The 24,268-nt window shown below is 40.2% G+C and carries 27 protein-coding genes and 2 pseudogenes; 23 read left to right on the forward strand and 6 right to left on the reverse strand.

Annotation, left to right across the window (positions count from 1 at the left end; all coding sequences use genetic code 11):
* Window positions 1-224: 224 nt before the first annotated feature.
* From DVB69_RS17615 to DVB69_RS17975, 5 genes and pseudogenes are all read left to right on the forward strand, one after another.
* Window positions 225-398: a hypothetical protein gene (locus DVB69_RS17615; protein WP_158541110.1), complete on the forward strand. Its 174-nt coding sequence runs from the start codon at window positions 225-227 to the stop codon at window positions 396-398.
* 136 nt (window positions 399-534) lie between these two features.
* The gene (locus tag DVB69_RS15385) at window positions 535-804 is read left to right on the forward strand and encodes a hypothetical protein (RefSeq protein WP_116020010.1); all 270 of its coding nucleotides are present in this window, start codon (window positions 535-537) and stop codon (window positions 802-804) included.
* Between the two features lie 256 nt (window positions 805-1,060).
* Window positions 1,061-1,552, forward strand: coding sequence for a GNAT family N-acetyltransferase (locus DVB69_RS15390; RefSeq protein ID WP_116020011.1), 492 nt, complete (start codon window positions 1,061-1,063; stop codon window positions 1,550-1,552).
* Window positions 1,553-2,095: 543 nt separating this feature from the next.
* Window positions 2,096-2,317: a hypothetical protein gene (locus tag DVB69_RS15395; protein ID WP_147300783.1), complete on the forward strand. Its 222-nt coding sequence runs from the start codon at window positions 2,096-2,098 to the stop codon at window positions 2,315-2,317.
* 147 nt (window positions 2,318-2,464) lie between these two features.
* A pseudogene (locus tag DVB69_RS17975) lies at window positions 2,465-2,557 on the forward strand (ASCH domain-containing protein); the annotation flags it as partial.
* 228 nt (window positions 2,558-2,785) lie between these two features.
* On the opposite strand, the gene DVB69_RS15405 reads toward DVB69_RS17975, so the two are convergent.
* Window positions 2,786-3,223 (reverse strand): DUF3888 domain-containing protein, encoded by a 438-nt coding sequence (locus tag DVB69_RS15405; RefSeq protein WP_116020013.1) that lies wholly within the window; start codon window positions 3,221-3,223, stop codon window positions 2,786-2,788.
* A 190-nt stretch (window positions 3,224-3,413) separates the two neighbouring features.
* Here DVB69_RS15405 and DVB69_RS15410 point away from each other — a divergent pair, with 190 nt between their 5' ends.
* From DVB69_RS15410 to DVB69_RS15440, 8 genes are all read left to right on the forward strand, one after another.
* Window positions 3,414-3,713, forward strand: coding sequence for a hypothetical protein (locus tag DVB69_RS15410; protein ID WP_116020014.1), 300 nt, complete (start codon window positions 3,414-3,416; stop codon window positions 3,711-3,713).
* Window positions 3,714-3,822: 109 nt separating this feature from the next.
* Window positions 3,823-4,005, forward strand: coding sequence for a hypothetical protein (locus DVB69_RS15415; RefSeq protein WP_116020015.1), 183 nt, complete (start codon window positions 3,823-3,825; stop codon window positions 4,003-4,005).
* A 562-nt stretch (window positions 4,006-4,567) separates the two neighbouring features.
* Window positions 4,568-6,238 carry a beta-N-acetylhexosaminidase gene (nagZ, locus tag DVB69_RS15420; protein WP_116020016.1) on the forward strand — a complete coding sequence of 557 codons (1,671 nt, stop codon included), beginning with the start codon at window positions 4,568-4,570 and terminating at the stop codon, window positions 6,236-6,238.
* Window positions 6,239-6,437: 199 nt separating this feature from the next.
* Window positions 6,438-7,019, forward strand: a complete 582-nt coding sequence (locus DVB69_RS15425) for a DUF4256 domain-containing protein (RefSeq protein WP_116020017.1) — start codon at window positions 6,438-6,440, stop codon at window positions 7,017-7,019.
* Between the two features lie 168 nt (window positions 7,020-7,187).
* On the forward strand, window positions 7,188-7,844 hold the full coding sequence (locus tag DVB69_RS15430) for an SDR family NAD(P)-dependent oxidoreductase (RefSeq protein WP_116020018.1): 657 nt from the start codon (window positions 7,188-7,190) through the stop codon (window positions 7,842-7,844).
* 148 nt (window positions 7,845-7,992) lie between these two features.
* Window positions 7,993-8,163: a hypothetical protein gene (locus DVB69_RS17620; protein WP_158541111.1), complete on the forward strand. Its 171-nt coding sequence runs from the start codon at window positions 7,993-7,995 to the stop codon at window positions 8,161-8,163.
* A 16-nt stretch (window positions 8,164-8,179) separates the two neighbouring features.
* Window positions 8,180-8,383, forward strand: a complete 204-nt coding sequence (locus DVB69_RS15435) for a hypothetical protein (RefSeq protein ID WP_116020019.1) — start codon at window positions 8,180-8,182, stop codon at window positions 8,381-8,383.
* Between the two features lie 20 nt (window positions 8,384-8,403).
* A complete protein-coding gene (locus DVB69_RS15440; protein ID WP_116020020.1) occupies window positions 8,404-9,057 on the forward strand; it encodes a M48 family metallopeptidase in 654 nt (217 codons plus the stop codon).
* A gap of 16 nt (window positions 9,058-9,073) precedes the next feature.
* On the opposite strand, the gene DVB69_RS15445 is transcribed toward DVB69_RS15440, so the two are convergent.
* Window positions 9,074-9,577 (reverse strand): MepB family protein, encoded by a 504-nt coding sequence (locus tag DVB69_RS15445; protein WP_116020021.1) that lies wholly within the window; start codon window positions 9,575-9,577, stop codon window positions 9,074-9,076.
* A gap of 311 nt (window positions 9,578-9,888) precedes the next feature.
* On the opposite strand from DVB69_RS15445, the gene DVB69_RS15455 reads away from it, so the two are divergent.
* Window positions 9,889-10,221 (forward strand): helix-turn-helix domain-containing protein, encoded by a 333-nt coding sequence (locus DVB69_RS15455; protein WP_116020023.1) that lies wholly within the window; start codon window positions 9,889-9,891, stop codon window positions 10,219-10,221.
* A gap of 97 nt (window positions 10,222-10,318) precedes the next feature.
* Here the strand turns inward: DVB69_RS15455 and DVB69_RS15460 are convergent.
* Window positions 10,319-10,396, reverse strand: a pseudogene (locus tag DVB69_RS15460) (multicopper oxidase domain-containing protein); the annotation flags it as partial.
* Between the two features lie 309 nt (window positions 10,397-10,705).
* On the opposite strand from DVB69_RS15460, the gene DVB69_RS15465 reads away from it, so the two are divergent.
* Window positions 10,706-11,899 carry a chromate transporter gene (locus DVB69_RS15465; RefSeq protein ID WP_116020024.1) on the forward strand — a complete coding sequence of 398 codons (1,194 nt, stop codon included), beginning with the start codon at window positions 10,706-10,708 and terminating at the stop codon, window positions 11,897-11,899.
* Window positions 11,900-11,985: 86 nt separating this feature from the next.
* Here DVB69_RS15465 and DVB69_RS15470 read toward each other — a convergent pair whose 3' ends face one another.
* Window positions 11,986-12,894 carry a D-alanyl-D-alanine carboxypeptidase family protein gene (locus DVB69_RS15470; RefSeq protein ID WP_116020025.1) on the reverse strand — a complete coding sequence of 303 codons (909 nt, stop codon included), beginning with the start codon at window positions 12,892-12,894 and terminating at the stop codon, window positions 11,986-11,988.
* A gap of 397 nt (window positions 12,895-13,291) precedes the next feature.
* On the opposite strand from DVB69_RS15470, the gene mntA reads away from it, so the two are divergent.
* Together mntA and hepT are read left to right on the forward strand one after the other, a co-directional pair.
* A complete protein-coding gene (gene mntA / locus DVB69_RS15475; protein ID WP_116020026.1) occupies window positions 13,292-13,702 on the forward strand; it encodes a type VII toxin-antitoxin system MntA family adenylyltransferase antitoxin in 411 nt (136 codons plus the stop codon).
* Window positions 13,695-14,096: a type VII toxin-antitoxin system HepT family RNase toxin gene (hepT, locus tag DVB69_RS15480; protein WP_116020027.1), complete on the forward strand. Its 402-nt coding sequence runs from the start codon at window positions 13,695-13,697 to the stop codon at window positions 14,094-14,096. The genes mntA and hepT overlap by 8 nt, the downstream gene beginning before the upstream one ends.
* A 162-nt stretch (window positions 14,097-14,258) precedes the next feature.
* Here hepT and DVB69_RS15485 read toward each other — a convergent pair whose 3' ends face one another.
* Entirely contained in the window at window positions 14,259-15,245 is a 987-nt protein-coding gene (locus DVB69_RS15485; protein WP_116020028.1) for a bile acid:sodium symporter family protein, read from the reverse strand.
* A gap of 505 nt (window positions 15,246-15,750) precedes the next feature.
* Between DVB69_RS15485 and DVB69_RS15490 the strand changes: the two genes are divergently transcribed.
* Complete coding sequence (locus DVB69_RS15490; RefSeq protein ID WP_116020029.1) at window positions 15,751-16,053, forward strand: hypothetical protein; 303 nt, start codon at window positions 15,751-15,753, stop codon at window positions 16,051-16,053.
* Window positions 16,054-16,245, forward strand: a complete 192-nt coding sequence (locus DVB69_RS15495; protein WP_116020030.1) for a helix-turn-helix transcriptional regulator — start codon at window positions 16,054-16,056, stop codon at window positions 16,243-16,245.
* Between the two features lie 439 nt (window positions 16,246-16,684).
* On the opposite strand, the gene DVB69_RS15500 is transcribed toward DVB69_RS15495, so the two are convergent.
* Window positions 16,685-17,011 carry a nucleoside triphosphate pyrophosphohydrolase gene (locus tag DVB69_RS15500; protein ID WP_116020031.1) on the reverse strand — a complete coding sequence of 109 codons (327 nt, stop codon included), beginning with the start codon at window positions 17,009-17,011 and terminating at the stop codon, window positions 16,685-16,687.
* Between the two features lie 298 nt (window positions 17,012-17,309).
* Between DVB69_RS15500 and DVB69_RS15505 the strand changes: the two genes are divergently transcribed.
* The 4 genes from DVB69_RS15505 to DVB69_RS15525 all read left to right on the forward strand — a co-directional run bounded on the left by DVB69_RS15505 (window position 17,310) and on the right by DVB69_RS15525 (window position 24,268).
* Window positions 17,310-17,726 carry a (deoxy)nucleoside triphosphate pyrophosphohydrolase gene (locus DVB69_RS15505; RefSeq protein ID WP_116020032.1) on the forward strand — a complete coding sequence of 139 codons (417 nt, stop codon included), beginning with the start codon at window positions 17,310-17,312 and terminating at the stop codon, window positions 17,724-17,726.
* Window positions 17,699-20,836: a DEAD/DEAH box helicase gene (locus DVB69_RS15510; protein WP_116020033.1), complete on the forward strand. Its 3,138-nt coding sequence runs from the start codon at window positions 17,699-17,701 to the stop codon at window positions 20,834-20,836. Before DVB69_RS15505 ends, DVB69_RS15510 begins: the two co-directional genes overlap by 28 nt.
* A 1,177-nt stretch (window positions 20,837-22,013) precedes the next feature.
* The gene (locus DVB69_RS15520; protein WP_116020035.1) at window positions 22,014-23,057 is read left to right on the forward strand and encodes a DUF4236 domain-containing protein; all 1,044 of its coding nucleotides are present in this window, start codon (window positions 22,014-22,016) and stop codon (window positions 23,055-23,057) included.
* A 152-nt stretch (window positions 23,058-23,209) separates the two neighbouring features.
* Window positions 23,210-24,268 (forward strand): DUF4236 domain-containing protein, encoded by a 1,059-nt coding sequence (locus DVB69_RS15525; protein WP_116020036.1) that lies wholly within the window; start codon window positions 23,210-23,212, stop codon window positions 24,266-24,268.

Here is a 24,268-nt window from a genome sequence, read left to right on the forward strand (position 1 = left end):
GTCACCTCATGAATCAGTCGCTTTAAATCCAATGAAACAGAACGAACAAGAAAAACTAAAAGAAATTACGATTAAATAAGTAATCTACGAGAATATACATATGCGACAACTATCTTGACAAACACCGCATACTGAATGGGGAAATAGAGACAACAAATGAACGTAACGATCTTTTCCGTATTCCTGAAGGAACTGGCAGTTCATATTTGTCGGATGGAAATGACGTGATGAAGATGAATGATAAATTACTTTTTTTTACTAATCGTGGAGTGCTTGATAATTTTTCTGGATATGTTTTTTCCCCAAATGGTGTTGAGCCAAGAGATGAAGATGTACTGGCAAAGATAGTGAAAAAGCAAAGAATGAGCAAGAATTGGTACTACATATCTTGTACCTAAGTCGCCAAGTCGCAAACTGGCCACTATTAGTTACCATGCTGAAAGTATTTTAACTGTATTAAATAAGAATAGGGATCAAAACTTTCATTTAGAAGAATCTGATAAGTAATATAGCTAACTTAATGAGGGGAGAATAATGTTATTCATTCTCATAGTATTTTCGATACCTGTTTATGGGTATTGCATTTGGAGTCTCTATAAACCAGTAGAAAGTTTTTTCTTTTTAGACCGATGGAGATATAAAGAGATCCCTGAGTTGTCAGAACTGCAAATTAAGTTTATTAAAATTGGAAGTATATTTACTATGATTCTATGGACTATATTAATTATTAGTGGTGTTATTGACGCCTTTACACCTGATCCACCATTACCAAAAATTCAAGTAATGGGAGCTCTTCTTGAATAAGGATCTACGGCCAATATAACAGAATCGAGTTCGATTGCAGCATGAGGACTTAATCATTTTTAGTAAAAGGAGCAAAAAAGTGAGGGAGATTAATGTCATGTAGCATTATTCAAAAGGCCAAAAGAATAGTAGAAGGCTTGGAGTATGGTGCGTTTATTACCTCAAAGGAATGGGAGAGCCGAAACTTTGAGTATTATGAACTTAAGGGACTGGAACGTTGAATTAGGTTTTTAAACTGTTTGAAGGAGTGGCCCTTATGAATTATTCGATTAGACCATTAGAGGTGAGAGACGTTCCGTTCTTATGGGAAATGCTCTACCAGTCTATATACGTCCCAGAGGGGCATCAGGCACCCAGGCGGGAGATAGTAAAAGAACAAAGTATAGCGAAATACCTGGAAGACTGGGGCAGTGATCATGACTATGCTTTCATCGCATTAGACGGACAAAACCACCCAGTGGGGGCTGTATGGATAAGGATTTTTAATTATGAAAATGCGGGATATGGTTTTATAGATGACGTTACACCTGAGCTTGGTATGGCTATCATGCCCCAACATAGGGGATACGGAGTCGGAAAGGACTTGTTAGCAAAAATAATTGATTTTGCTCGTTCTAATGGATATCCGGCTTTATCATTGAGCGTTGGTCCTATTAACAAAGTGGCATTACAGCTGTATGAAAAGAGCGGATTCCAGAAAGTGTATCAAGACGATGGTGGTTCTTGGACAATGAAAGTAGAGTTGTAACAATGAATTCGAACTTTTCTTATACGATTATCGCGCGCAATTTCTAGCACGGTTTTTAGTGCTTCAATCGGACCACCTTTAAAAAATAAAGGAGAATAGAAATGAAAAAGTACTATGCATATCACTCTTTAATTATTGTGATTTTTACTACGGTGTTACTTTACTGCCTCATGAACAAAATGTTTATTCCGGTTTTAATTACAGCAATAATAGGAATCCCATTAGTGATTTTGAATTACAAAAAAAATCACCCTTAAAGCACTCAAAACATAGTGGGATAAGTAAAAGCTAATTTTGCGTTTTCAGAATTGGGCCATTGTGTTGTATACAAACTGGTGCTTTGCGCTTCAAACGGCACGCTTTCCGAGGGACTTGGCCGTGTTTTGTGTGCTTTGCAGAAATTAAGGCATCCCTGCGGGGTCTCAAGCACGCACGCTGATCCTCCCGGAGTCGGCACCTGTACTCCAAGCAATGGAAGTGCTATGCATAAAGAGTTTGTTCATGAATCTGGCCAGTTTAAATATAGTAAGGAGTGATGAAGGGTTGAAAGAAAAAATAGTTCAAGATGGTAACCAGAAGTTGAGTTGGCAATCATACATATGGATTGGCGTAGGTGTTCTGATCGGAATTGTAATTGTTAGTACAATCAAACACGGAGAAATCAACTGGATGTCTATTGGTAGGGCAACAGGTGTAGGTGCCTTCCTATTCTTTATCTATTTTCTTCTCCTCAAAGGAAAAAGAAGAGTGGAACAAAAGGAGTAAGTAAGTTAGTACTCAAATGGAGGCGGGTTTTGGAAAGCAGCTGTCCTCCTAAGTGGCCATATATTGGTTCTGAAAAGATAAAACTAAAAGGTAATAATTATGAATCAAGCTTTACAGACATAGTGGGATGCATATTAGGTAAAGTAAGAAAGAACACAGTCTGTTAGTGCGCGGCAATTCGGACCTTCACCTGACTACCTTGCAGAGTTAGTAATGGAAGGATTTAAAACTGGAACATGCTAAGGTCACATTTTCTATAAGTTCGAGAATGAACCGACTATCCGTCGCAGTTTTTAACAAAAGAGCTATCCGATTATATGAAAATCTAAGTTCTTTAATAAAGCATAAATTCGCTACTGATTCAGCAGATTTCATTACGAAAGTTAATTCTTTTTTACCACAATGCGGGAACTTATGTAACAAGGAAGTGTGCTTGATTTACATCTGGGCCAATTAGTAAAGGTCAATTTATGATTCGGTTGGATATTCATACGTCTTCAGATGCGTGTGATTTATCAATTTAACTGTAGCTCCAGCAGAAATCTCATAGGTCATTCGGTCTTTCCCTATTGGAATCCAGTGTCCACCATCAGTAGGCTCAATCTCAAAGGTGATTTGCAATTGAAAGCCACGAAATTCATTAACTCTTCTTGTTTCTATCACTTCAATATTCCAAGGGGCTACATGAGGTGAAAAGCTATTTACAATCTCCGGATAATAATAATTATTCAGGTCATCTTCAATGTAAGGAGTAAGTATAACCATGAGCATGTCCTGTAACCTAAGCTCTTCAGAGTCTTGAGTGGGCTCATCTGTTATAGGGATTGTTGTTTGATTAGAAGTAATAAGGATTAGGGATAGGATAAAAACAAGGGATAGAATAAAAGCGATTAACATTTTTTTCATTCTCTTCAAAACACCTCTGTAAGACTTTTTTAATTTAATTATATTGTTGCCTTTTCCTGAATAAAGTATGCTCTTATTGAAACTAAAAAGGTCGTCAATGGTAAAATGTTATGTCGGAAACGGGCTTTGATTGTAGTGTGGATGCTCTACTAATGCATCCGGAAGGGCTAAATAAATGGAGGCCTGTTACATGCAAACTATAATTGAATTGATTAGCAATATAAGTACAATTATTTTCTCCTTTTTAAAGGAAGTAACAGAAGAGGAAATCGAAAAGAATATTGCGTATTTAAAGCAAGAAGAGTGGTTTCAGAAATACTTGGAAGACGATAAATATAACGAATTAATTTTTGATACTATCGAAGTACGCCATATCATTGGGGCTTTTAATAGTAAAAAGATGTCACAATCTAGATATCACAGAAAGCATCAAAAAAGAATCGAAAGAGAGCTGGAAAAGCACTCTTCATTGATTGCAGGTGAAAGGTGAGTATGCAAATACCTGAGGAGCAATTATCCATAATGGTCTCCCTTCAGGCTGCCGCTTTTGTATAAATGAAACCAAAATAAAAATCCTAAAGTAAACTAGAGGTGGGACTTTGAAAAAAGGAATACTATTATTTTTCATTGGATTTGTGTTATTGATGGCGGGTATATTTGTGTCTACTCTTTTATCTACAGGATGGATAATAAGCGGAACTTTAATTGCAATTATTGGTGGTGGATTAATGGGGATGAGCTCTTACTTCTTCGTATCAAGAGGAAGAAGTATCCACAATTAAACAAATGGGCATGATTGCTTCTAAATCGCAATCGCGCCATTTTTTTACTTACTACCAAAAAGATTTGCCACATTGTAGAAAAAAACTTGGACAAATCCCTCCACCAAGTCTACCGATTCAAGTTTACCAATGGTCTTTTGGAAATAATCCTCTCTATTTATAGTGCTGTACATAATTCATCTCATCATCGAGTTTTTATATAGAGCGTTCTATATACATGTCTATTTATCCAGTAAATTCGACTTAATTATTTTATGATTCCCCATATATAGCAAGAAGGATTTTATGGGAAGAGAAGCGGGATGCTAAGTGGAACCATTGAAAGCAGCGGAACATTTTGTGAGAAAGTATTTCCCGAATTTCACTAGTTTAGTTAATCAACGTTAAGCAACCTTCTGCAGGTTACTCCATGCAGGTCGGTTGCTTTTTTGATTCATCGGTGAAACACTAGGAGTCAATGATGAGCCGTGTTAGCAAACGATGCGTTTGTCCATACTAGGTGGAATCTTAATCACGCAATCCTGCTCATTCAATAAAGCCGTTAAAAAAGAAGGTATGTCTGATGAAAAAAGTACTTTATATAGTGTCCGTACTAGTGATTGCCGCCATCGTTGTTCTAGGCGTCACACTTAAAAACAATTCTGGAAGGAAGTCTGCTTCAAATGAGCAGACGAATAGTGAACAAGGTACTGAACCCAAAGAACCATCAATAACACCAGCCCAGCAAATCGAAGCGATTGTAGAAAATGCTAAGCAAGGGGCGACACCGACATTCCAAGGCAAGGCAGGTAAAACTACATCTCAAGAAGTCGAGCAAGATTGGACCGCTTCAGGCACTCCTACAGAAACGGAAACGGGAGTCTATACCACTTATCCTGAGCACGATGCTACGATTGGAACTAGAGGTGGAATAGTATTCGACGTGCGCTATGCAGGTGAGGATCTGAAAGGCATTCACTATGAAGACCTCCAAACGACACTCGGGGATCCCAAACAAGTCAAAACGTTTCAAGACGCTACCCACGACCAAATCATTTGGATCTATCAAGTCGGTGCGGATTACCAATTGAAATGGATCCTTCCTAAACCAACAGATGCCACTCCGAATCCAGCAGTGGACCATATCGCAGTTTGGACAAAAGTTGAAACGAAGGAGGAAAAGATGCTGTCTGCAATGACTCTCGATGAAAAAATTGGCCAGCTCGTTATCGCCGGAATCGATGGAACGGCTATTAACAAAGCCTCCGAACAGCTCATTGAGCAGTACCAGATTGGCGGCGTTATTTTCTATGCAAACAACGTCAAAACCCCTGAGCAAACCGTCCAATTCGTGAACAGTCTAAAAGCGGCAAACCAAACTAATCTGCTTCCACTGTTCACGAGTATAGACCAAGAGGGAGGACGAGTTGCCAGATTACCCAAACAAGTTGCCAATCTGCCGACTGCCGCTTCAATTGGCAAAACGAACGAGTCTGATTATGCGTTCAATATCGGAGGAATGTTAGGAAAACAACTTTCGCAATTCGGCTTCAACATGAACTTTGCGCCAGTCCTTGACGTCAATAGCAATCCGAACAACCCAGTCATCGGAGACCGCTCATTTAGCGCAAATCCGAAAGTCGTGAGCGCACTCGGTATCCAGACGATGAAAGGAATCGAGAAACAAAATGTTATCCCTGTGGTTAAACACTTCCCGGGACATGGCGATACATCCGTCGATTCGCATCTAGAACTGCCGAAGGTGAACAAAACATTGAAACAGCTTGAACAATTGGAGTTAATTCCATTCAAAAATGCGATTGAAGCAAATGCAGACGTTGTCATGGTCGCTCATATTTTATTGCCACAGTTGGATAAAACCTATCCAGCCTCGATGTCTGCGCCAATAATGACGGACCTACTGCGCAAACAGCTCGGCTACAATGGTCTCATTATGACAGATGACATGACGATGAAAGCAATTACGAATCATTATGGAATTGCGCAAGCTGCCGTCCAATCTGTCAAAGCGGGAAGTGATGTCGTTCTTGTTGCACATGACCCAGCGAAAACAATTGCGGTGATTGACGCATTGAAATCGGCAGTCAACTCGAAAGAAATTACCGAACAGAGAATTGACAAAAGTGTCATGCGGATTATCAAACTGAAAGAGAAGTATCAACTGGATGATGAACCTACACCGAATGTAAACGTCAAACAGCTCAATCAAGAAATCCAGGAACTCCTTAAATGAGTCGGTCACATATGGGGAAGAAGAGGGAGTCAATGGAGGAATTCACAGAGAGCTGGATTTAAAGACGACACAAACGCCAACTTTGTACGTCTAGCATCGCAACAAAGAAATGGGCGTTCTCCTAAAAAAGGAACGTACTGCAGAACCGTGCATGCTATTATAGAGGGTAGTAAAAGAATAACATTGGAGGGAAACATACATGACGAACCAAAGTGAAAGCATCGCAAAGAAGGAGTTACCAGTGGAACAATGTGAGGAACTAATCATCGTTTTGAAAACCCGTTTTGAAGACAACATGCACCGTCATGCAGATATAAAGTGGGAAGATGTCCAAGTAAAGCTCGATGCAAACACTGAAAAACTATGGTCACTGAACGAAATGGAAAGAACGGGTGGCGAGCCAGATGTCATTGGATTTAACAACGAGACTGACACCTTTACATTTTGCGATTGTTCGGCAGAAACCCCTTCAGGTCGAAGAAGCATATGCTATGACCCAGAATCATTGGAGTCACGCAAAAAGAACAAACCGGCACATAGCGCTGTCGGCATGGCAACTGAAATGGGAGTTGAGCTGTTAGACGAAGTACAATACCGAGAGCTGCAGCAACTCGAAAACTTCGATAAAAAAACATCCACATGGATCAAAACACCCTCAGATATTCGAAAACTCGGAGGCGGGCTATTTTGTGATTTCCGCTTCGGTACAATCTTCGTCTACCATAACGGCGTTGAGTCTTATTATGCAGGCAGAGGATTCCGTGGATTGCTAAACGTTTGAAAGAATGAATAACTCCCTATACTACTTGTAGCGTGGATACAATGGAATGCCAAGTCGTCTCAGCAAAAAGACAGTAACTAACGTGGTACAATAAAAGGATCGCGTGAAGATAGACAAAGCATTTCAACGTTTTTCACGTATCACAGTAACTAAAAGGAGATCCTAAATATGAGCAAATCCGTAGCAGTAATCGTTGGTGCAGGACCTGGAGTGAGTGCAGGGGTTGCAAGAAAATTTGGAAGTGAAGGATTTAAAATTGTACTTCTTGCAAGAAGACAGGAATCCTTAGACGAACAAGTTTCCGCACTTCAAAAAGAGAACATTGAAGCCGTTGGAATTACAGCTGACGCTTCGAAGTCGGAATCACTAACAGCCGCATTCACGAAAATTAAGTCTGAATATGGGGTACCAGAGGTTCTCGTTTATAACGCTGGCGCCAATTCTATTAATAATCCTTCTGTCTTAACTGAACAAGAGTTACTTAATGATTTCCAGGTCAACGTTGCCGGAGCGTTAGTAAGTTCACAACAAGTCATCCCTGAAATGATCGAGCGCAAGTCGGGTACGATTTTGTTCACAGGTGGTGCGCTAGCATTGAACCCTGTGGTTTCAAGAGCTTCTGCTGCAATCAGTAAAGCTGGATTGCGCAACTTAACATTCACATTAGCCGAAGAATTAGCACCACAAGGCATTCATGTCGGAACGGTAACAATTGGTGGAGTCGTAAAAGCGGGAACGTTCTTCGATCCAGAAGCAATTGCAGACGCATTTTGGAATCTGTATGAAAAGCGGGACACCAACGAAACATTGTTCAAACCTGAGTAACTCGAACAGGCATGACAGCCAACACAAAAAAGCAATTCCACGGGATTTAACAGTCCCGTAGAATTGCTTTTTTCTATCCAATAAATCCTCAAGGAACGAGTAGAAGTCATGGTATAATGAGCGTACTCTAAACCAGGAGGGGATTGTGATGATTCGATGGATGTTCGTGTTTGTCATTGCTTTTGCGTTGTCGTATCTACTGCCAGACGATTTCATCAGTACAGATCGTTTCGTTGTTGAAGTGATCATTCGAACAGTTATGTCACTATTTTTCGTTTTCATCATCTGGTTACTGAAGCCCAATCCGAAACCTAAATAAGGGAGTGAAACTCTCAATGGCCATCCTCACATTTCTCATCATCGCTTGGATCTTGACGCTTTTCAATTTCGAACAACTCGTCATCCAAGCCTTCAAAGAACTATTCGGCAAAGACATCACCAAAGCAACGTATTACTTCCTATTTCTCGTAATCGGGATATTCGGTGAAATTGTCTTGCTGCTTCAAGGAACGTATTCAGAGTATTTCCTACGGGAATAAACCAGTAAAAGAGGGACACTATGCAAACCATCATCGACAATGAAACAATTCACTATACCGTACAATACGGAAGAGGAAAAAAGTTGCAGCTGCAGATGGATGCCAGTGGTTTCATCACTGTTAAAGCTCCAAATGGAACGACGGAAGAAGCGATTCAGGCACAGCTTCAAAAGTGGGGCAGCTGGATTCTTGAGAAACAGAAAGAAAGAGATGACAAAAAAGTAAGCCCACTTGCTCGAAAGTACGAGGCGACCGGGACATTCCTCTATCTAGGAGAGGAACGTCCTCTTTGCCAACTAATCCACACCGATGGCCAGACTGAAGAACAGTTGAAAATCAATCTGAAAAAATTCTACTTCACCCAATGTAAAACACTTATCGAATCGCGCATTAAACCCTATCAAAAAGAACTTAAAGTTACATTTAAAAGCATCGATATCATTGAATCTTACCGAAAATGGGGAAGCTGTAACTCCAACAAAAAACTAGAGTTTAACTACCGTCTTGCAATGGCGCCGGTTGACGTGATCGACTATGTCATCATTCACGAACTCTGTCACTTAACGCACATGAATCACGACCGTTCGTTTTGGCGTCGAGTCGGTAGCATCATGCCTGACTATAAAGAGAAGGAAGCATATCTAGAACGCATGAACCACATGATGACGCTTTAAGAAATTCAGAGGATGATCAACCATACAACTCTAAAATTTTCTGTGAGGGCACAGCAAGAGTATCGCCCAAATCCATAAAATAGGGTAACTGCCACTTTTGTGTGGCAATGGCTTGCTTACTAGTAGGCGTATCCCAACTTGGATATACTCTGAAAGCCATTTTTCCATTTGTCTTTTCGGTTTTAAGAATGTTGCGGGCTGCAAGAATCTCTTTTGGAAATACGAATTGCCCGAATTGATTTTCACTAAATGTGTTAATGACAAGTAAGTCTGGGGACGAATCATAAGAGAAAGGCCGATTGTGATGGTGCTCATCTTTTTCCCGGATTGCGACGAATTGACCGATCTTTGTAGGCGTTATTTTGGCCACTCGAAAACGAATGGATGTAGTATTTAAAAGGAAGATACCCGCGCTATATTCAGGATTGTAACGCTCTTCGTGAATCTCTTGTATAGTGAAATGATTGGGTTGATAAACAATACGATTCACATACGTTAAGGCACGATGAAAGTCATTCATTCTATTCCCCCTCAACTAGTTGTTTACTTCTAAACGGAACATTTGTTCTATTGTATATGTATCGAGGAAAAACTGCAACATACAGCTGGATTAAGTAGGGACATGTATAATATGGCGTCTCAGGACTTTACAGTTTTGTGGAGGCGAAAAGACAAACGATTGTCATCTATTGATTGTGTCATTGTGAAATATTTTCTGAAAACAAGAGATCCGAATGTGGATGACACGGATAGGATGAGAGATTTAACATTTGAAATGTATGAGAGGGTCAAAAGGAATCCTGAATACTATATAGAAGGAGTTGAGGAATCGTGAGAAAAGCTAAAAACCTTTTAGACATGACGACCAGCATGTTAAAAGAAGGACACCCAGAATTAAAGGCATCATTAGAAGGACTGTCCCCTGTATATGCAAGAATCATTTTTTCTCGACGTATGGAATTGGGATTTTCCCAACAAGAATTATCCGGAAAAGCCCATACAGGGTTGAAAACAATTTCTAGGGCAGAGGGAGGATTTGATAACCTCTCTACTGAAACCTATGATAAGATATTCCATGCTTTAGACTTGGACGTTCAAGATATTGCTCAAGCCATGATTCAACTAAAGAATAGTAAAGATGAGCTTTCTGTCACAACGGTGTGATTAGTTGTCTATATCTATTAGCTATACTTAAGAAACAACTATAATAAACAGGGAAAGCCGCCACAATCAATATGAGTGTGGCGGCTTTTCCTATTTCCTAGTTCACTTCAGTCTGTCCCATCATGCCATTATCTTCATGCTCTAGTATGTGGTAGTGGTACATATACACTCCTTTTGCTACCGGTTCGATATAAGGTGACGTGGCAAACGATTACTGCTATAAATACAATCCTACATTGCAAGTAGCGCTTTTCCAGTAAGACATTCGCCGGTCATTTTAATCATTCTACCTAAGATGAATCATAAGTAGGCAATGTCGCTATTTACTTTGATAAGCGAACTGACACTATTAAACCTTTGTAAACTTTCGCAGGAATGCTATCTAACTAGCAGCAGTCATGATACCTTCAGGAGAGAGAAGACCCACTTCTAAACCTGAAACATAAGAATTATATATACGAACTACCACTAAAAGGAGCGTCCCATGAAGCCAGAGAATTTAAATCGAACTATGAAAGCATACATAGAGATCTTGTTAGTCTCAACCCGTCTAGGACTAACATCTTTTGGAGGACCCACTGCACACTTAGGTTATTTCCATTCTGAATACGTGCGCAGAAGAAAGTGGATGGACGAAAAAAGCTATGCAGATCTCGTAGCATTGTCGCAATTCTTACCAGGACCAGCGAGCAGTCAAGTGGGAATAGGAATCGGCGTCATGCGAGCGGGTGTCCTCGGCGGCATCGTCTCGTTTCTTGGATTCACACTTCCTTCTGTCATTGCGCTCATCCTGTTTGCAGGACTACTTACTGCAACGGATATCGGAAGTACAGGATGGATTCACGGGTTGAAACTTGTTGCGGTGGCGGTCGTTGCTCATGCCATCCTCGGAATGGCCAAGAACCTTACGCCAGATATCACGAGGAAAACGATTGCACTTCTTGCACTGATGGGTACACTGCTGTGGCAATCTGCATGGACTCAAGTTGGCGTTATTTTAATCGCAGCATTCTTAGGATTCCTGCTGTTCAAACAACAAAAAGAAGCAGAACCTGCGACATCGACTTTCCCGATTACGAAACGCGTATCTGCGATTTGTCTTTTGTTGTTTGTTGGGTTATTAGTTTTATTACCCATCCTTCGGGAACTGACAGGGTCAGTCTGGATTGCCATGATAGATAGTTTCTACCGATCCGGGTCACTCGTATTCGGTGGAGGACATGTCGTCTTGCCTTTACTCGAACAGGAACTCGTTCCAACTGGTTGGATCAGCGAAGAATCCTTCTTAGCTGGATACGGAGCAACACAAGCTGTACCTGGTCCGCTCTTCACATTTGCTGCCTACTTAGGCACCGTCATGAAAGGATGGCAAGGCGGACTAGTCGCAACGTTCGCTGTGTTCTTGCCCGCATTTCTGCTCATTCTAGGGGCTCTTCCGTTTTGGGATTCCCTACGCAATAACCCAAAAGTCAAAGGAGCCATCATGGGCGTCAATGCAGCGGTGATTGGTATTTTAATCTCTGCCTTCTATTCCCCAATCTGGACCAGTTCCGTCTTACAAGCTGAGGATTTTGCATTAGCTGCTGTGTTGTTCTCCATGCTCGCGTATTGGAAACTGCCTCCGTGGATGGTTGTCGTCGCGGGAGCTCTTGGCGGTATGGTAGTGTCATTTGTGTAAATTCATAAAACCCGTCCCAATCGTGCATTGGGACGGGTTTTTTAGTTCCTATTTCGTTTGTGTTGCACAGGGTGATGAAAAGACTCTTACTCACTCGCACTGACATCTGCAAACAGCTCCAATGTATCTTTTTTCTGTGCATGATCCGGATGACTAATGTCTGCCAAGGGGGCTCCCATGACGATACTAATGTACTCCCGATTTCCAGCAGTACCGAATGTGGCCCAGCACTGACCGGCATCGTAAGTAGTGCCTGATTTTCCGCCGAGAATCTTGAATCCGTCCTGTACCTCTGTAGTTAACGAAGAAAGGACTGTGGATTTCAAAGCAATGCCCTGGGGATGCTCTGCAGTCGACGTTGTCTGAAACGTCCCTTTAGTTAATATTGCTTTAAAGTTTTGGTTATCAAGTGCGTAATTCAGTAGCTTGGCCATATCTGAAGCGGTCGTATATTGCTTTGGATCATCCAGCCCCTCGGGATTCATGAAGTGGGTCCGAGTCATTCCAAGTTCTGCCGCTTTCTCGTTCATGAGCTGGACAAACTGTTTCGTACTTCCTGCTACATGGATTGCCAAAGAGTTGGATGCTTCACCGCCTGAAGGTAAAATCGTGCCATACAGCAAATCGCGGTACGTGACCTTCTCTCGACCATAGAACCCAGCCATCGAAGCATTTTGCGCTACCATCTTCTGATACGTATCAGTATCGACCGGTGCACTTGCAGAGAGATTCTCAATATGTTCGAGCGCAACGATGGTTGTCATCATTTTCGTCAGCGATGCAGGATACGCTTTCTCATTCGCATTTTTCTCATAAACCGCTTTCCCGCTAACCCTTTCCACCATATAGATGTACGGACTCGCGTACCTATCAGTCTGATAATCGTCTAATGACTCTTTACTATTCTTTCCGCTCCAACCCGTAACGTTCAAAGCAATTGATAGAACGACAATGAAAAGGACCAATCCCTTTAAAAACGCCCACAACTTCCTCATCTTGCATCTACCTTTCATACCGCGGTGATTCCCGCACATTTCTTTCTCTATGATGTTAAGTATAAAGGACAACTATGAAGAAAAGCACAATGAAAAAATGAAGTTTTTCTTAAGATGATGTTGGGGAGGTTAAAATGTGAGAGCCAATTGAGACTTACTGGAAGGGTCATGAATGTTTAAATAGATGAGAATACTACATGTTCTTACAACAAAGAAAGCATACTATCCAAACTTTACACTCATACGATTCCTAACTGGCAGGGAAGAAACACAACTTAAAAACGAGACCTGTGCACGAAATCATTAAGACTGTACATGACACAGACGGCAATCAATAATACATATGGTAAACTGATGAAAACGAGTAAAGTCTAATTTCAGTAGGATGGTGTTACACGTGCTTAAAGAAGAAGTGAAAAGTCTGTTAATCAATGAAATTGTAGAGAGGATGAACCCTGCTTTCGTCGTACTATTCGGATCATTTGCAAAGGGAACAGCTCATGCAGGAAGCGATATTGATTTGGCATATTTCAGTAGAAAAGAGCTATCTTCCTATGAACGTTTTATATTCACTTCAGAACTTGCAGAAATGACAGGATATGAAGTGGACTTAATAGATATTAGACAAATCGATACAGTGTTTTCGATGCGGATTTTCGAGCAGGGAATGCCGATTTATACTCAAGATGAAAATGAATATAAGCTTCAGAAAATGAAAGCTTACAGCATGTACGCTGCGCTAAGCGAGCAACGTGCTCCTATCATTGGGAGTATTAAAAATAGAGGGAGTGTATTCGGGGATGAATGATGTCATTCTTAACAAAACAGCTGTCATTGAGCGAGGTTTAAGTCGTATTCATGAGGTATACGAAGGAAACCGAGAAAACTTAACGGATTATACAAAACAAGACAGTATCATCCTCAATATTCAGCGAGCTTGTGAAGCGAGCATCGATCTAGCCATGCATGTAGTAAGTGAACGTAAATTAGGTGTACCAAAAGCAAGTCGCGAGGTATTCAGATTCTTGCAGGAAGCGAAACTTATCGAGGCAGACTTGGCTAGTTCCTTAATGAATATGGTCGGCTTCCGGAATATTGCTGTACATGACTATCAGACACTTGACCTTGATATTTTAGAAGCTATTTTAGAGAAACATATTGATGATTTTAGAAGTTTTTCAAAGATTATCTTATATATGTGAAACTACGGTGTGTGATAGCACTATACAAAATAGAACGAAGGAGCACTGAAAAGATTAGGCGCATGATAAAAGAGAGCTGGAAATCAAAATGATTTCCAGCTCTCTTTTAATTGTAGTTAATCCATACTAGCTAACCACACAATGTTTCTAAGCATGGTCCACTTAGCGGAGCTTAACCGTCTGAACAGGAAGCGTACTTGGGTCCTGTTCAGGTTGTTCCCCTACAGCAGGTTTCTTCGACCAAATCGTCGCAAGAATTGGACCTGAAATGTTATGCCAGATCGCCCCCCAAACACTTGGAAGAGCAGCAAGTGGTCCAAAGTGTGCGGTAGCAAGAGCAACGCCGAGTCCTGAATTCTGCATGCCGACTTCAATGGAAATGGCTCTTCGATCGGACTCATTTAATCCGAGCATTAAAGCAGTGCAGTAGCCAAGCAGCAATCCAAAGCCGTTATGAAGGAAAACTGCTGCAAAAACAACAAAACCGGAAGAGATGACATTGCCTGCATTCGCAGATGTGACCGCCGTTACAATAATAAGGATAGCCAGAACCGAAATAAGTGGAACAACTGAGACACTCTTCTCCACTGCTTTCGGGAAAAACTTTCTGACCAACAGACCCAATACAATCGGAACAATGATGACTTGGACAATTGACTTAAACATCGACATCGGGTCAACCGGCATCCACTGTCCTGCAAGCCATAACAGCAATAGTGGTGTTACAACAGGTGCAAGCAGTGTAGAAAAGGAAGTCATCGCAACAGACAATGCCAAATTCCCTTTCGCCAAATAGACCATCACGTTAGAAGACGTCCCACCTGGAACGCATCCGAGGAGTACTAGACCAGCAGCCAATTCTGGCGGAAGCTTGAGTACATAAGCAATCGCAAACGCAACAAGCGGCATGATCAAGAACTGAGCAGCTACTCCTACAATAACAGGCAACGGTTTCGTAGCGATAATCTTAAAATCCACCGCCTTCAACGTCAGCCCCATTCCAAACATAACAACCCCGAGCAATATAGAAATATAAGCACCTAACCCTAGAAACGGTGTGGGGAATAGAAACGCCATAAGCGCTGCAATGATGACCCACACTGCAAAATATTTTCCTGCGAACGAACTGATCGACTCAAGTGCTTTCATTGTGGAACCTCCTTGGTTAATACTGAATGGTGTTTTGGTAAGTGAAATACATACTTAGTTAAGTGAAGCATTTCTTCCGCTTAACATTGTGTATTGTTCTTGCACTCCGTTCCTGAAGAAAGATCTAAAAGAATAGAGAGTATTTCGTCTATAGAAACAATAAAAACAATTATACGCAACTATCGGAATATTACAAGATATATTTGATATTGCTATGTTGTTGATTTGTTAAGCTGCAATATTAATGCAGAGAAGTTTGCTAAGCGCTGGAGCTGAAGCACTGTGTAGTGGACATGCAAAGTTATAAGGTAATTCAATCAGAAATGAATCTGGAATTTTTTTTGCACAGTGGCAAAATATGTTCCCAACAGGTGATTATGATGGAGAAAACCAGAATTTTATACACATAACTGTTCAGATATGTAAAAAGAGTTTGACATTTTAAAGTGGCAAGTTATAATTTGAAATGTAAAGAGTATTTGACACTTTTAAAGGGGATGTTGTAATGGATTGGATTGTTGTATTATTTATAGCCATGCTATCACTATTTGGAATGGCCATTATACTCACACTAATATCGTTGACCAAACTCGGAGATGAAAGAAAAACTCTAATTAAAATGAAAGCCCAATCGTTTTCGTTCATAGTCGTCTTTTTCATGATACTTATCCATATAGCAAGATCAGCATATATGGCATTGGATAAAGGTGACCTCGATTACGGAATAACCCCCCTCCCATTTCTATTTACAGTATCCCTGATCTATTTAGTAACTCTGCGGACGTTCAAAAAGAAATATGGTGATTAAGTGAAAAACCGAATTAAGGAGCTACGAAAACTGACAAAGCTATCTCAAGAAGAGCTAGCGTTCCGATGCAAAGTAAGCAGGCAAACGATCAATGCAATTGAAAATGACAAATACGATCCTACCTTGCAGTTAGCTTTTAACCTAGCAGAAGTTTTGAATACTACTGTGGATGAACTTTTTATAAAGGAGTAAATAAAGAAGACCTGTCATAGAGAGCATGACAGGTCTTCTTTGTGCAATATAACTTTTCTCGTATGAAAATTTAAAACACGCAGCAAGAACAAACTTAAGGAACTGTGGTTATAAAAAGGGAGTTTAGTATTCAGATGTGGCCCTTACGTTCGAAATACATATGCAATGATGCATAACAAATTTGACGAGTCCATTCATATAGAATTGACTCATTATCAGGAGAAGGCTGAATTTGTTATTTCAATAGACCATCCTCAAATACTATTAGTCCGTTAGAAGAGTCGCTCCATTTGGTCATTGGCATATCCACCATTTGCTTAGGGACTTTTCCCTCATCATAGTCAATCAAAGTTGACCCGATTTAAGTATTTTGCAGTTTGAAACACTAGGGTATTCTGTTGGTCGAAAAACTAGGAGACTATTGGGGATTAAATGAATTTCAATCATCTTGTACCTTAACAAGATACATGCGTTTCGCAAATCCGCCACGCTCTTCAGCTTTTCGTGCTCTTAATTCCTCGAGCTCTGAAGGACTCGCTCCATATAATGAGGCAGCAGCGTGTAGTAATTCCAGTAAGTCTGCCAGCTCTTCCAATCGATCGGACGTATGTATCGCTTCCTCATACTCTTCCAGTTCTTCATGCATTTTCTTTTGAATTTCCAAGATATATTCGTGATCAGAAAGAATACGTGTGACTGGTGTTTGACCTTCCATCTCAATAATTTCGGGAATTCGATCGCGAACTAGTTTGTTGTAGACTGGCATAACGCACCTCTTCCTAGATTTCACATTTAGTCTAGCACATATTATCAAAGGAAATTAAATGTATTTAGTTATAGTAATAGACAAGTCAATGAAATAGTAGAAAGAAATTATTAATTAATGAGACCATTTTTAATTCTAGTCTATAAAAAAGATTCATAACTCACTAACTCCATCCCTTTTGGGAAATCGATGGTATAATTGAAATATGTACACAAGTCAGAATACATGACTAGTTAAAGATTTATCTTTTCTGAATTACTTTGATAACCACCTTAAATATAGAGAAGAGGTGTTGTGCATGAACACTCCTATACACGTTGTAGCTGCTGTTATACATAACCAAAAAGGTGAGATACTCTGTGCTCGTCGATCTAAAACGATGACTCTTCCTGGTTACTGGGAATTCCCAGGAGGAAAAGTCGAGCTAGATGAAACTCCAGCAATTGCACTCGTACGGGAAATAAGAGAAGAGCTTCGTTGTGAAATCGTAGTAGGATCATTTATTGAAGAGACTACCTATCGCTACGAAGCATTCACAATTCGTTTACAGACCTATTTTTCTACAGTTCAGAGCGGAACGATGTTTGCTCTAGAGCATAGTGAACTCAAATGGATAGCTTGGCAAGATCTTCGTTTACTAGAATGGGCGCCAGCCGATATACCAGCTGTTGAAAGGGTGATGCAACTATGCAAGAAGGAATTTATGAACAATTAATAAATGAAAAAGTGAAGTCCGAATTGTTAGGACTTTCTCCTGAGCTGTTCACAGTGGGAAAGGAAAAAATAGATGAGGCCGAAGCACGAACGTTATTATCCAATTACATATCGTCAATTACACGCATAGCTCTTTCTCACATAAGAGAGGGGAATGATAAAGACGAGGCACTGTTAAGGCAGATTCAACTGTGCAATGAAATAGTTGATGTGCTTCAGAAGAAACTGAACGATCATGATTTTGCGAAGTTGAAAATAGAAGAGCATGCAGAGATACTTACATCCATCTATACAACAATGAATACCACACGGTCCCTCAAAACGAAAAAGGTTCAACGCCCTATCACTCCATTGTCTCAGAGCTCATTATTTACGGGTTCTCATGCTGAACCCAACATGTTAGAAGAATTAAAAAAGGAAATTGCAACGTCCGATGAGATTGAATGGTTGGTTTCGTTTATTAAGTGGTCAGGACTGCGTATTATAATTGAAGAGCTTCGAAGTTTCACAGAAAATGGCGGACGGTTAAAAATAATTACCACATCCTATATGGAAGCAACTGACTATAAAGCACTGCAAGAGTTAAGTAAGCTTCAGAATACAGAGGTTCGTGTTTCGCTAGACAAGGAAAGAACTCGCCTACATGCGAAAGCCTATTTGTTTAAACGGAAAACAGGTTTCAGCACAGCTTATATAGGTTCATCGAATCTTTCAAATCCTGCGCTGACTTCTGGTCTTGAGTGGAATTTGAAAGTAACTGAGAAAGATTCATTTGACATTATTAGGAAGTTTGAAGCTACATTTGAAAGCTATTGGAATGATGAAGAATTCAAAAGTTTGCTGCCTGAGGCCGAAGAAAATTGGATGCTCGTACGACAATCGTTATTGAAAGAACGAGTAGCTGAGGCAAAAGAATACTACATCTTAGACATTCATCCTTATCATTACCAACAAGAGATTCTAAATGAACTTGAAGTGGAACGTACCATTCATGGGCATATGAAGAACTTAGTAGTGGCGGCAACTGGCGTGGGTAAAACCGTCATCTCAGCGTTTGACTTCAAACGTTTTCTTCAACAAAAACCTGATGCTAAATTGTTGTTCATTGCACATCGTGAAGAAATCCTTAGACAAAGTATGTATACCTTTAGAGCTGTTCTTAGGGATGCTAACTTCGGGGAAATGTTTGTAGGTAAACATGAACCTTCTTCTTTTAATCATTTATTTATGAGTATTCAAAGTTGGAACAGTCGAAAGATGTTTGAGAAGACGACATCTGACTTTTATGATTTCGTGATCGTAGACGAGTTCCATCATGCAACTGCTCCGAGTTATCGTGCGCTCCTAAGCTATTATCACCCTGAAATTTTGTTAGGTCTCACCGCTACGCCTGAGCGGATGGATAATGAAAATGTCCTAGGTTACTTTGACGATCGAATCGCCTCAGAAATGAGATTGACTGAAGCAATTGACCGGAAATTGCTAAGTCCGTTTCATTATTTCTGTGTAACAGATAATGTTGATCTCTCGGCTATTAAGTGGTCAAGAAAAGGCTATGATTTGAATGCGCTCTCCACTGTTTACACTTCAAATGACAGGCGGAGTGATTTAGTGATCCGTAGTATCCAAAAATACGTGACATCTTTACAAGAAGTAAAAGGATTAGGCTTTTGTGTTTCCGTAGAGCATGCAAAATACATGGCTTCCTATTTTAAACAGAAGGGTATTTCTTCGATTGCGTTACATGGAGAATCCTCAGACGAAGAACGAAATACAGCAAAAAGAAAATTAGAAAGTGGTGAAGTTTTCTTTATCTTTGTCGTTGACTTATATAACGAAGGTATTGACATACCAGCAGTAAACACTGTCTTATTTCTACGGCCTACAGAAAGTCTAACAGTATTTTTACAGCAGCTTGGCCGTGGTTTACGACTAGAGGATCGCAAAGAGTGTCTGACGGTCTTGGATTTTGTAGGACAGGCCCATGCTGACTATCCATTTGAAGAAAAGTTCAGAGCGTTAATAGGCAGAACAAAGCATTCTATTCGGCACTATATTGAAAATGGCTTTTTCCATTTGCCAAAAGGATCTGTTATCCAAATGGAGAAACAAGCAAAAGAGTATATATTGCGGAATGTAAAAGAAGTCAGAAATACTAAGCAGAACCTTATAACAAAAATTAGATACTTTGAAGAGGACACTGGAGAAAAACTAACATTCTCTAATTTCTTGAACTATCATCATTTAACACTTGCAGATTTCTATGGCAAAGGGAAAAATCGGACGTTTGAAAGATTGAAAGTAGAGTCAGGAATTGAAGGAGAATTCAATAGTGCTTATGAAGAACTAGTCGCCAAGCGAATTCATACTTTATTTCATTTGGACTCGATAAATCTTATTAGGTTTTATCAAACATACTTAGTAGATGGTTTAATAAGAACTAATGAAGAGCAGTTAATGATTGGTATGCTGTATTATTCATTCTTTAGTGAGCCGCCAGAAAATGCTGGCTTTAACACTATGCATGACGGAATGCAACAAATTGTAGCGAGCCAAGCGTTGAAATCGGAAATCCAACAGGTCCTAGATATGTGTCTAGAAAATATTAAATTAGTTGAACGTCCGTCACCGTTTGAATTTGACTCTCCTTTACGCGTACATGCACAATACACTTCCGATCAAGTTTTAGCAGCGTTTGGTTACTTCAACGAAACAGTCAAGCCTGCTTTTCGTGAAGGGATCAAATATTTTGAAGATAAGCAAACGGATGTATTTTTCATTACACTCAACAAATCGGACAAAGACTTCTCGCCTTCAACGCTGTATGAAGACTATGCCATTAGTGATCATTTGTTTCATTGGCAATCTCAAAATAGAACTTCGGACACAAGCCCAACTGGCAAACGGTATATTGAGCAGCGACACAACGGTAACAAGGTTGCGTTGTTTGTAAGGGAATATAGACAAAGGGATGGATACACATCGCCTTTTACGTTCTTTGGCACTGCCGATTATGTGAGCCATGAAGGAAGTCGACCGATTAGTTTCGTATGGCGGTTGCATGAGAAGATGCCTGCTCGTATGGTTGGGACGAATATGAGTGTTCTTTAAGTAATTGATAGTAGATCTGATTGCCGGTGTAAACTACAATTCTGGCACTATTCATAGTTATGATAAAGGGATGCTTTACACAGGAAACCGGTTCCAACTCATAATTACGCGAGTAAATAGTAATAATTTTTTCAGTACAAATTCGATAACCAACTTGTATTCCAAAACAGGGCAAGAGGACAAACTGCGGCGAATGTCATATAATGTTTTGAATGATGTAGAAGTTATTTGGGATAGTGATAATACTAATGCTAGTAAGATTATTAGTTTTAAGTTTGATAAATATGTGCTGGAAATGATTCATCTAGAAAGCAACTGGAATTAATAATATGAATTTTTAAATACTAATTCAGGAGATAACTTATGAAAATCACAAATGATATGAGTTAAGGTGCTTACGAAATAGCGAAAAAAGTAAATAGTGGACAACTTACACGTAGTGAAGGTATAGAAGAAATTCACTTTCAGACAAACATGAACAAAGGATCTGCTCAAGCTTTTATAACAATATTCTTAGCAATGCTCGAAGGGGAAGTTTATAAGAGAGCATTTAACAATGACACAACAAACAACTACTAGAGAATATCAGAAGTGATTACGGTGAAGTGGAGTTTAACAATGCACTATCTGCAGTCCAAAAACACATCGATTATTATTCTACTTTAGGAAAAGGTAACTTACGTGGACTACAAATAATTGTTGGTAAATTGAAGAATTAATTATTATCACTTTGCACAAAACATGATAGCGACTCCACTATACGCCTAATAAAAGTTAAAGACTTAGTTAATCGTAAATTTTAGGTGCGAATTTACTTAAGATGATGTTTGAATACTATTTGCAATTACGTTACAACGGTTTAATATTTTGTTGTATGTAAGATACAACTTGGAAACTATTCGAAACTGTGTTGAAAATGTACTTTACATAGGCGATCGTTTCCTTGGATATACTGATTTGTATCCAGGATTTATAGCATCCGATCGGAGAAATCATGAACTCGATAGTATTCGGTTTGGATTTGTTTCTGATTTTGTGTGCTGATTTTGGATTGGCACGGTTCATCCGTGTCACGTCTTAGTTAAGTGCATGGACTTTAACGAAAAACGTAAAGTAAGTCGATTTATCCGTTTGGTTTCATCGACTCGAATTAGTGGAAGTGAAAAGGAGAATTCCAATGGCATTTCGATTTCTAAGAAAGGTTAAAAGTGCTCAAGATAGGAGCCTGAATTTCAGTAAAAGTGATGTTAGTACATCTCTCGGCCGTCGTCAAGCCTATGTCACTGTTGGTAAAAAAGGAATTCGAGCGGATGCAGGGATTCCAGGAACTGGTCTTTTTTATTCCGAACAACTTTCGTTGGACGGCTCCGCACATTCACAGCCATCTGCTTCTCAGAGTGCTTCTCAATCTGAAATAGTGAACGAAATAAAGGCTTATAATGAATACATACATCTGTTGCGCTCTGTTCATTTAGACACGAAGGAACCCGTAAAGTGGGAACAGATTCAGCAGGAGGACCTTTCGTACTTGACCGAAAATGGACCTAACGCAGAAAAGGTGGCTCGGGAGTTCACGGCGTATGAGCCTACTTGGAAAGACCAATTGTTCCATAGGGTTGAAGCGAAAAGGGAGGAACTAGCAGAGCAGTTGAATGAAGCAATTTTTCAAGACCAGCAACTCCTAGCTGAAAAAGAAAAGCTAAAAGATTTAGCTACTCAAGTACTTCTACATAATGAAAGCGCATGGCTCGAAGCACTGGATACGTATCACGCGTTTGAGTCGATTGCAGAATTCGGCAACACGGTCTATGTACAATTTTTGAATGATGAGTTGACAATATCCTTAGATATTGGAAGTGAAAAGGTCGTTCCGACAGAAGTGTTATATCTAACAACAAAAGGAAAATTAGCGCAGAAAAAAATGGGGAACACCAACTACTACGCTCTCTATCAAGAATATGTGTGTAGCTGTGTAATCGGTATTGCGAGAATAGTGTTTGCCATTTTGCCAGCAGAACGAGTGCTCATTCACGCATACGACTTCAACCAGGGAGGTAAGCCACCTACAAAAGGATGCATCGTTTCGGCTCAAATTACCCAAGTGGAGTTGGCGGACGTTCTATTCAATCTTATCGATTGTTCGAGTACAATTAAGGGCTTCCAACATAACATGAAGCATTTAAGGACGAAGGGTTTTCGATTGGTAAAAGAACTGAAATAACTTATACGAATTTAGATCTGTTAGCCTGTGTAAGATACAAGTCGTATACTACTTGGAATTGTGTTAAAGCCGTACTTTTCACAGATTATGAGTCCCTTATTAAATAAGTTCTCATTTTTTTAACAACATTAACAACCGAAAGGAGACCACCAATGGGATTCCGATTTCAAAAACGTATTAAGATTGCACCGGGAGTACGTGTGAATATTAGCAAAGGCGGTATTAGTACCTCCGTTGGTCCCCGTGGGGCGTCAGTTACCGTTGGGAAACGCGGCGTGCGAGCGAATGTGGGGATACCGGGTACTGGGATTTCGTATTCAGAGCAATTGACGTCTAAGCGTACGAAACGTCCCCAAGGTTCAAGGGCTCCTGTTCGTTCGAAGAATGCTTTATCTACTTCTGCTGACACTCATGAAGTGGATGCGTACAATGATTATGTCCAAATGCTGCGCTCCATCCACCTGGACACGAAAGAACCGGTGGATTGGGGAGCCATTTTGGACGAGGACCTTATGCAGTTCACAGAAGATAGCCCTCATACACGCTACATTCGTCAACAATTGGCGGAGTTTGAGCCAAGTTGGTTGGATCGATTGTTCCGTCGTGGACAAGCGAAAAAACAAAAGTTAGCAAATCAATTGAATGAGGCGATTGTAAAAGATCAGAAGCTCCTCGCAGAGAAACAGCAACTTCATGAGTTAGCGACTAGGGTGCTAGCACATGAAGAAAAGGCATGGCTTGAAATACTAACAACTTATGACGCTTTTGAGAGTGTGGAGAAGTTCGGCAACAATGTCCATGTTCAGTTCCGTGAAGGAGTCCTGATCCTTAGTCTGGAAATGGGTAAAGAAAAAACAGTTCCTGAAGAAGTGTTGTCACTAACAGCCACAGGAAATTGCTCACGAAAAAAGATGGGGAAGACGAATTACTATGCACTTTATCAAGATTATGTGTGCAGTTGTATGATTGGAATTGCGAGAAACCTATTTGCGCTCCTGCCAGCTGACGGAATTCTTATCCATGCTTATGATGTTAGCCAAGCCGACGCGCCACCTGTAAAAGGCTGTATTGTTTCTGCGAGAATTTCCCGTGAAGATTTGTCAGATGTACTTTTTGATATTATGGATGCTTCCAAACTGATTGAAAGCATGGAACATCATATGAATCACTTGAAGACGAAGGGATTCCGGTTGGTCGATGAGTTGGAGTGA

Source organism: Sporosarcina sp. BI001-red (assembly GCF_003384035.1).
In the GTDB taxonomy this organism is placed as follows: Bacteria; Bacillota; Bacilli; order Bacillales_A; family Planococcaceae; genus Sporosarcina.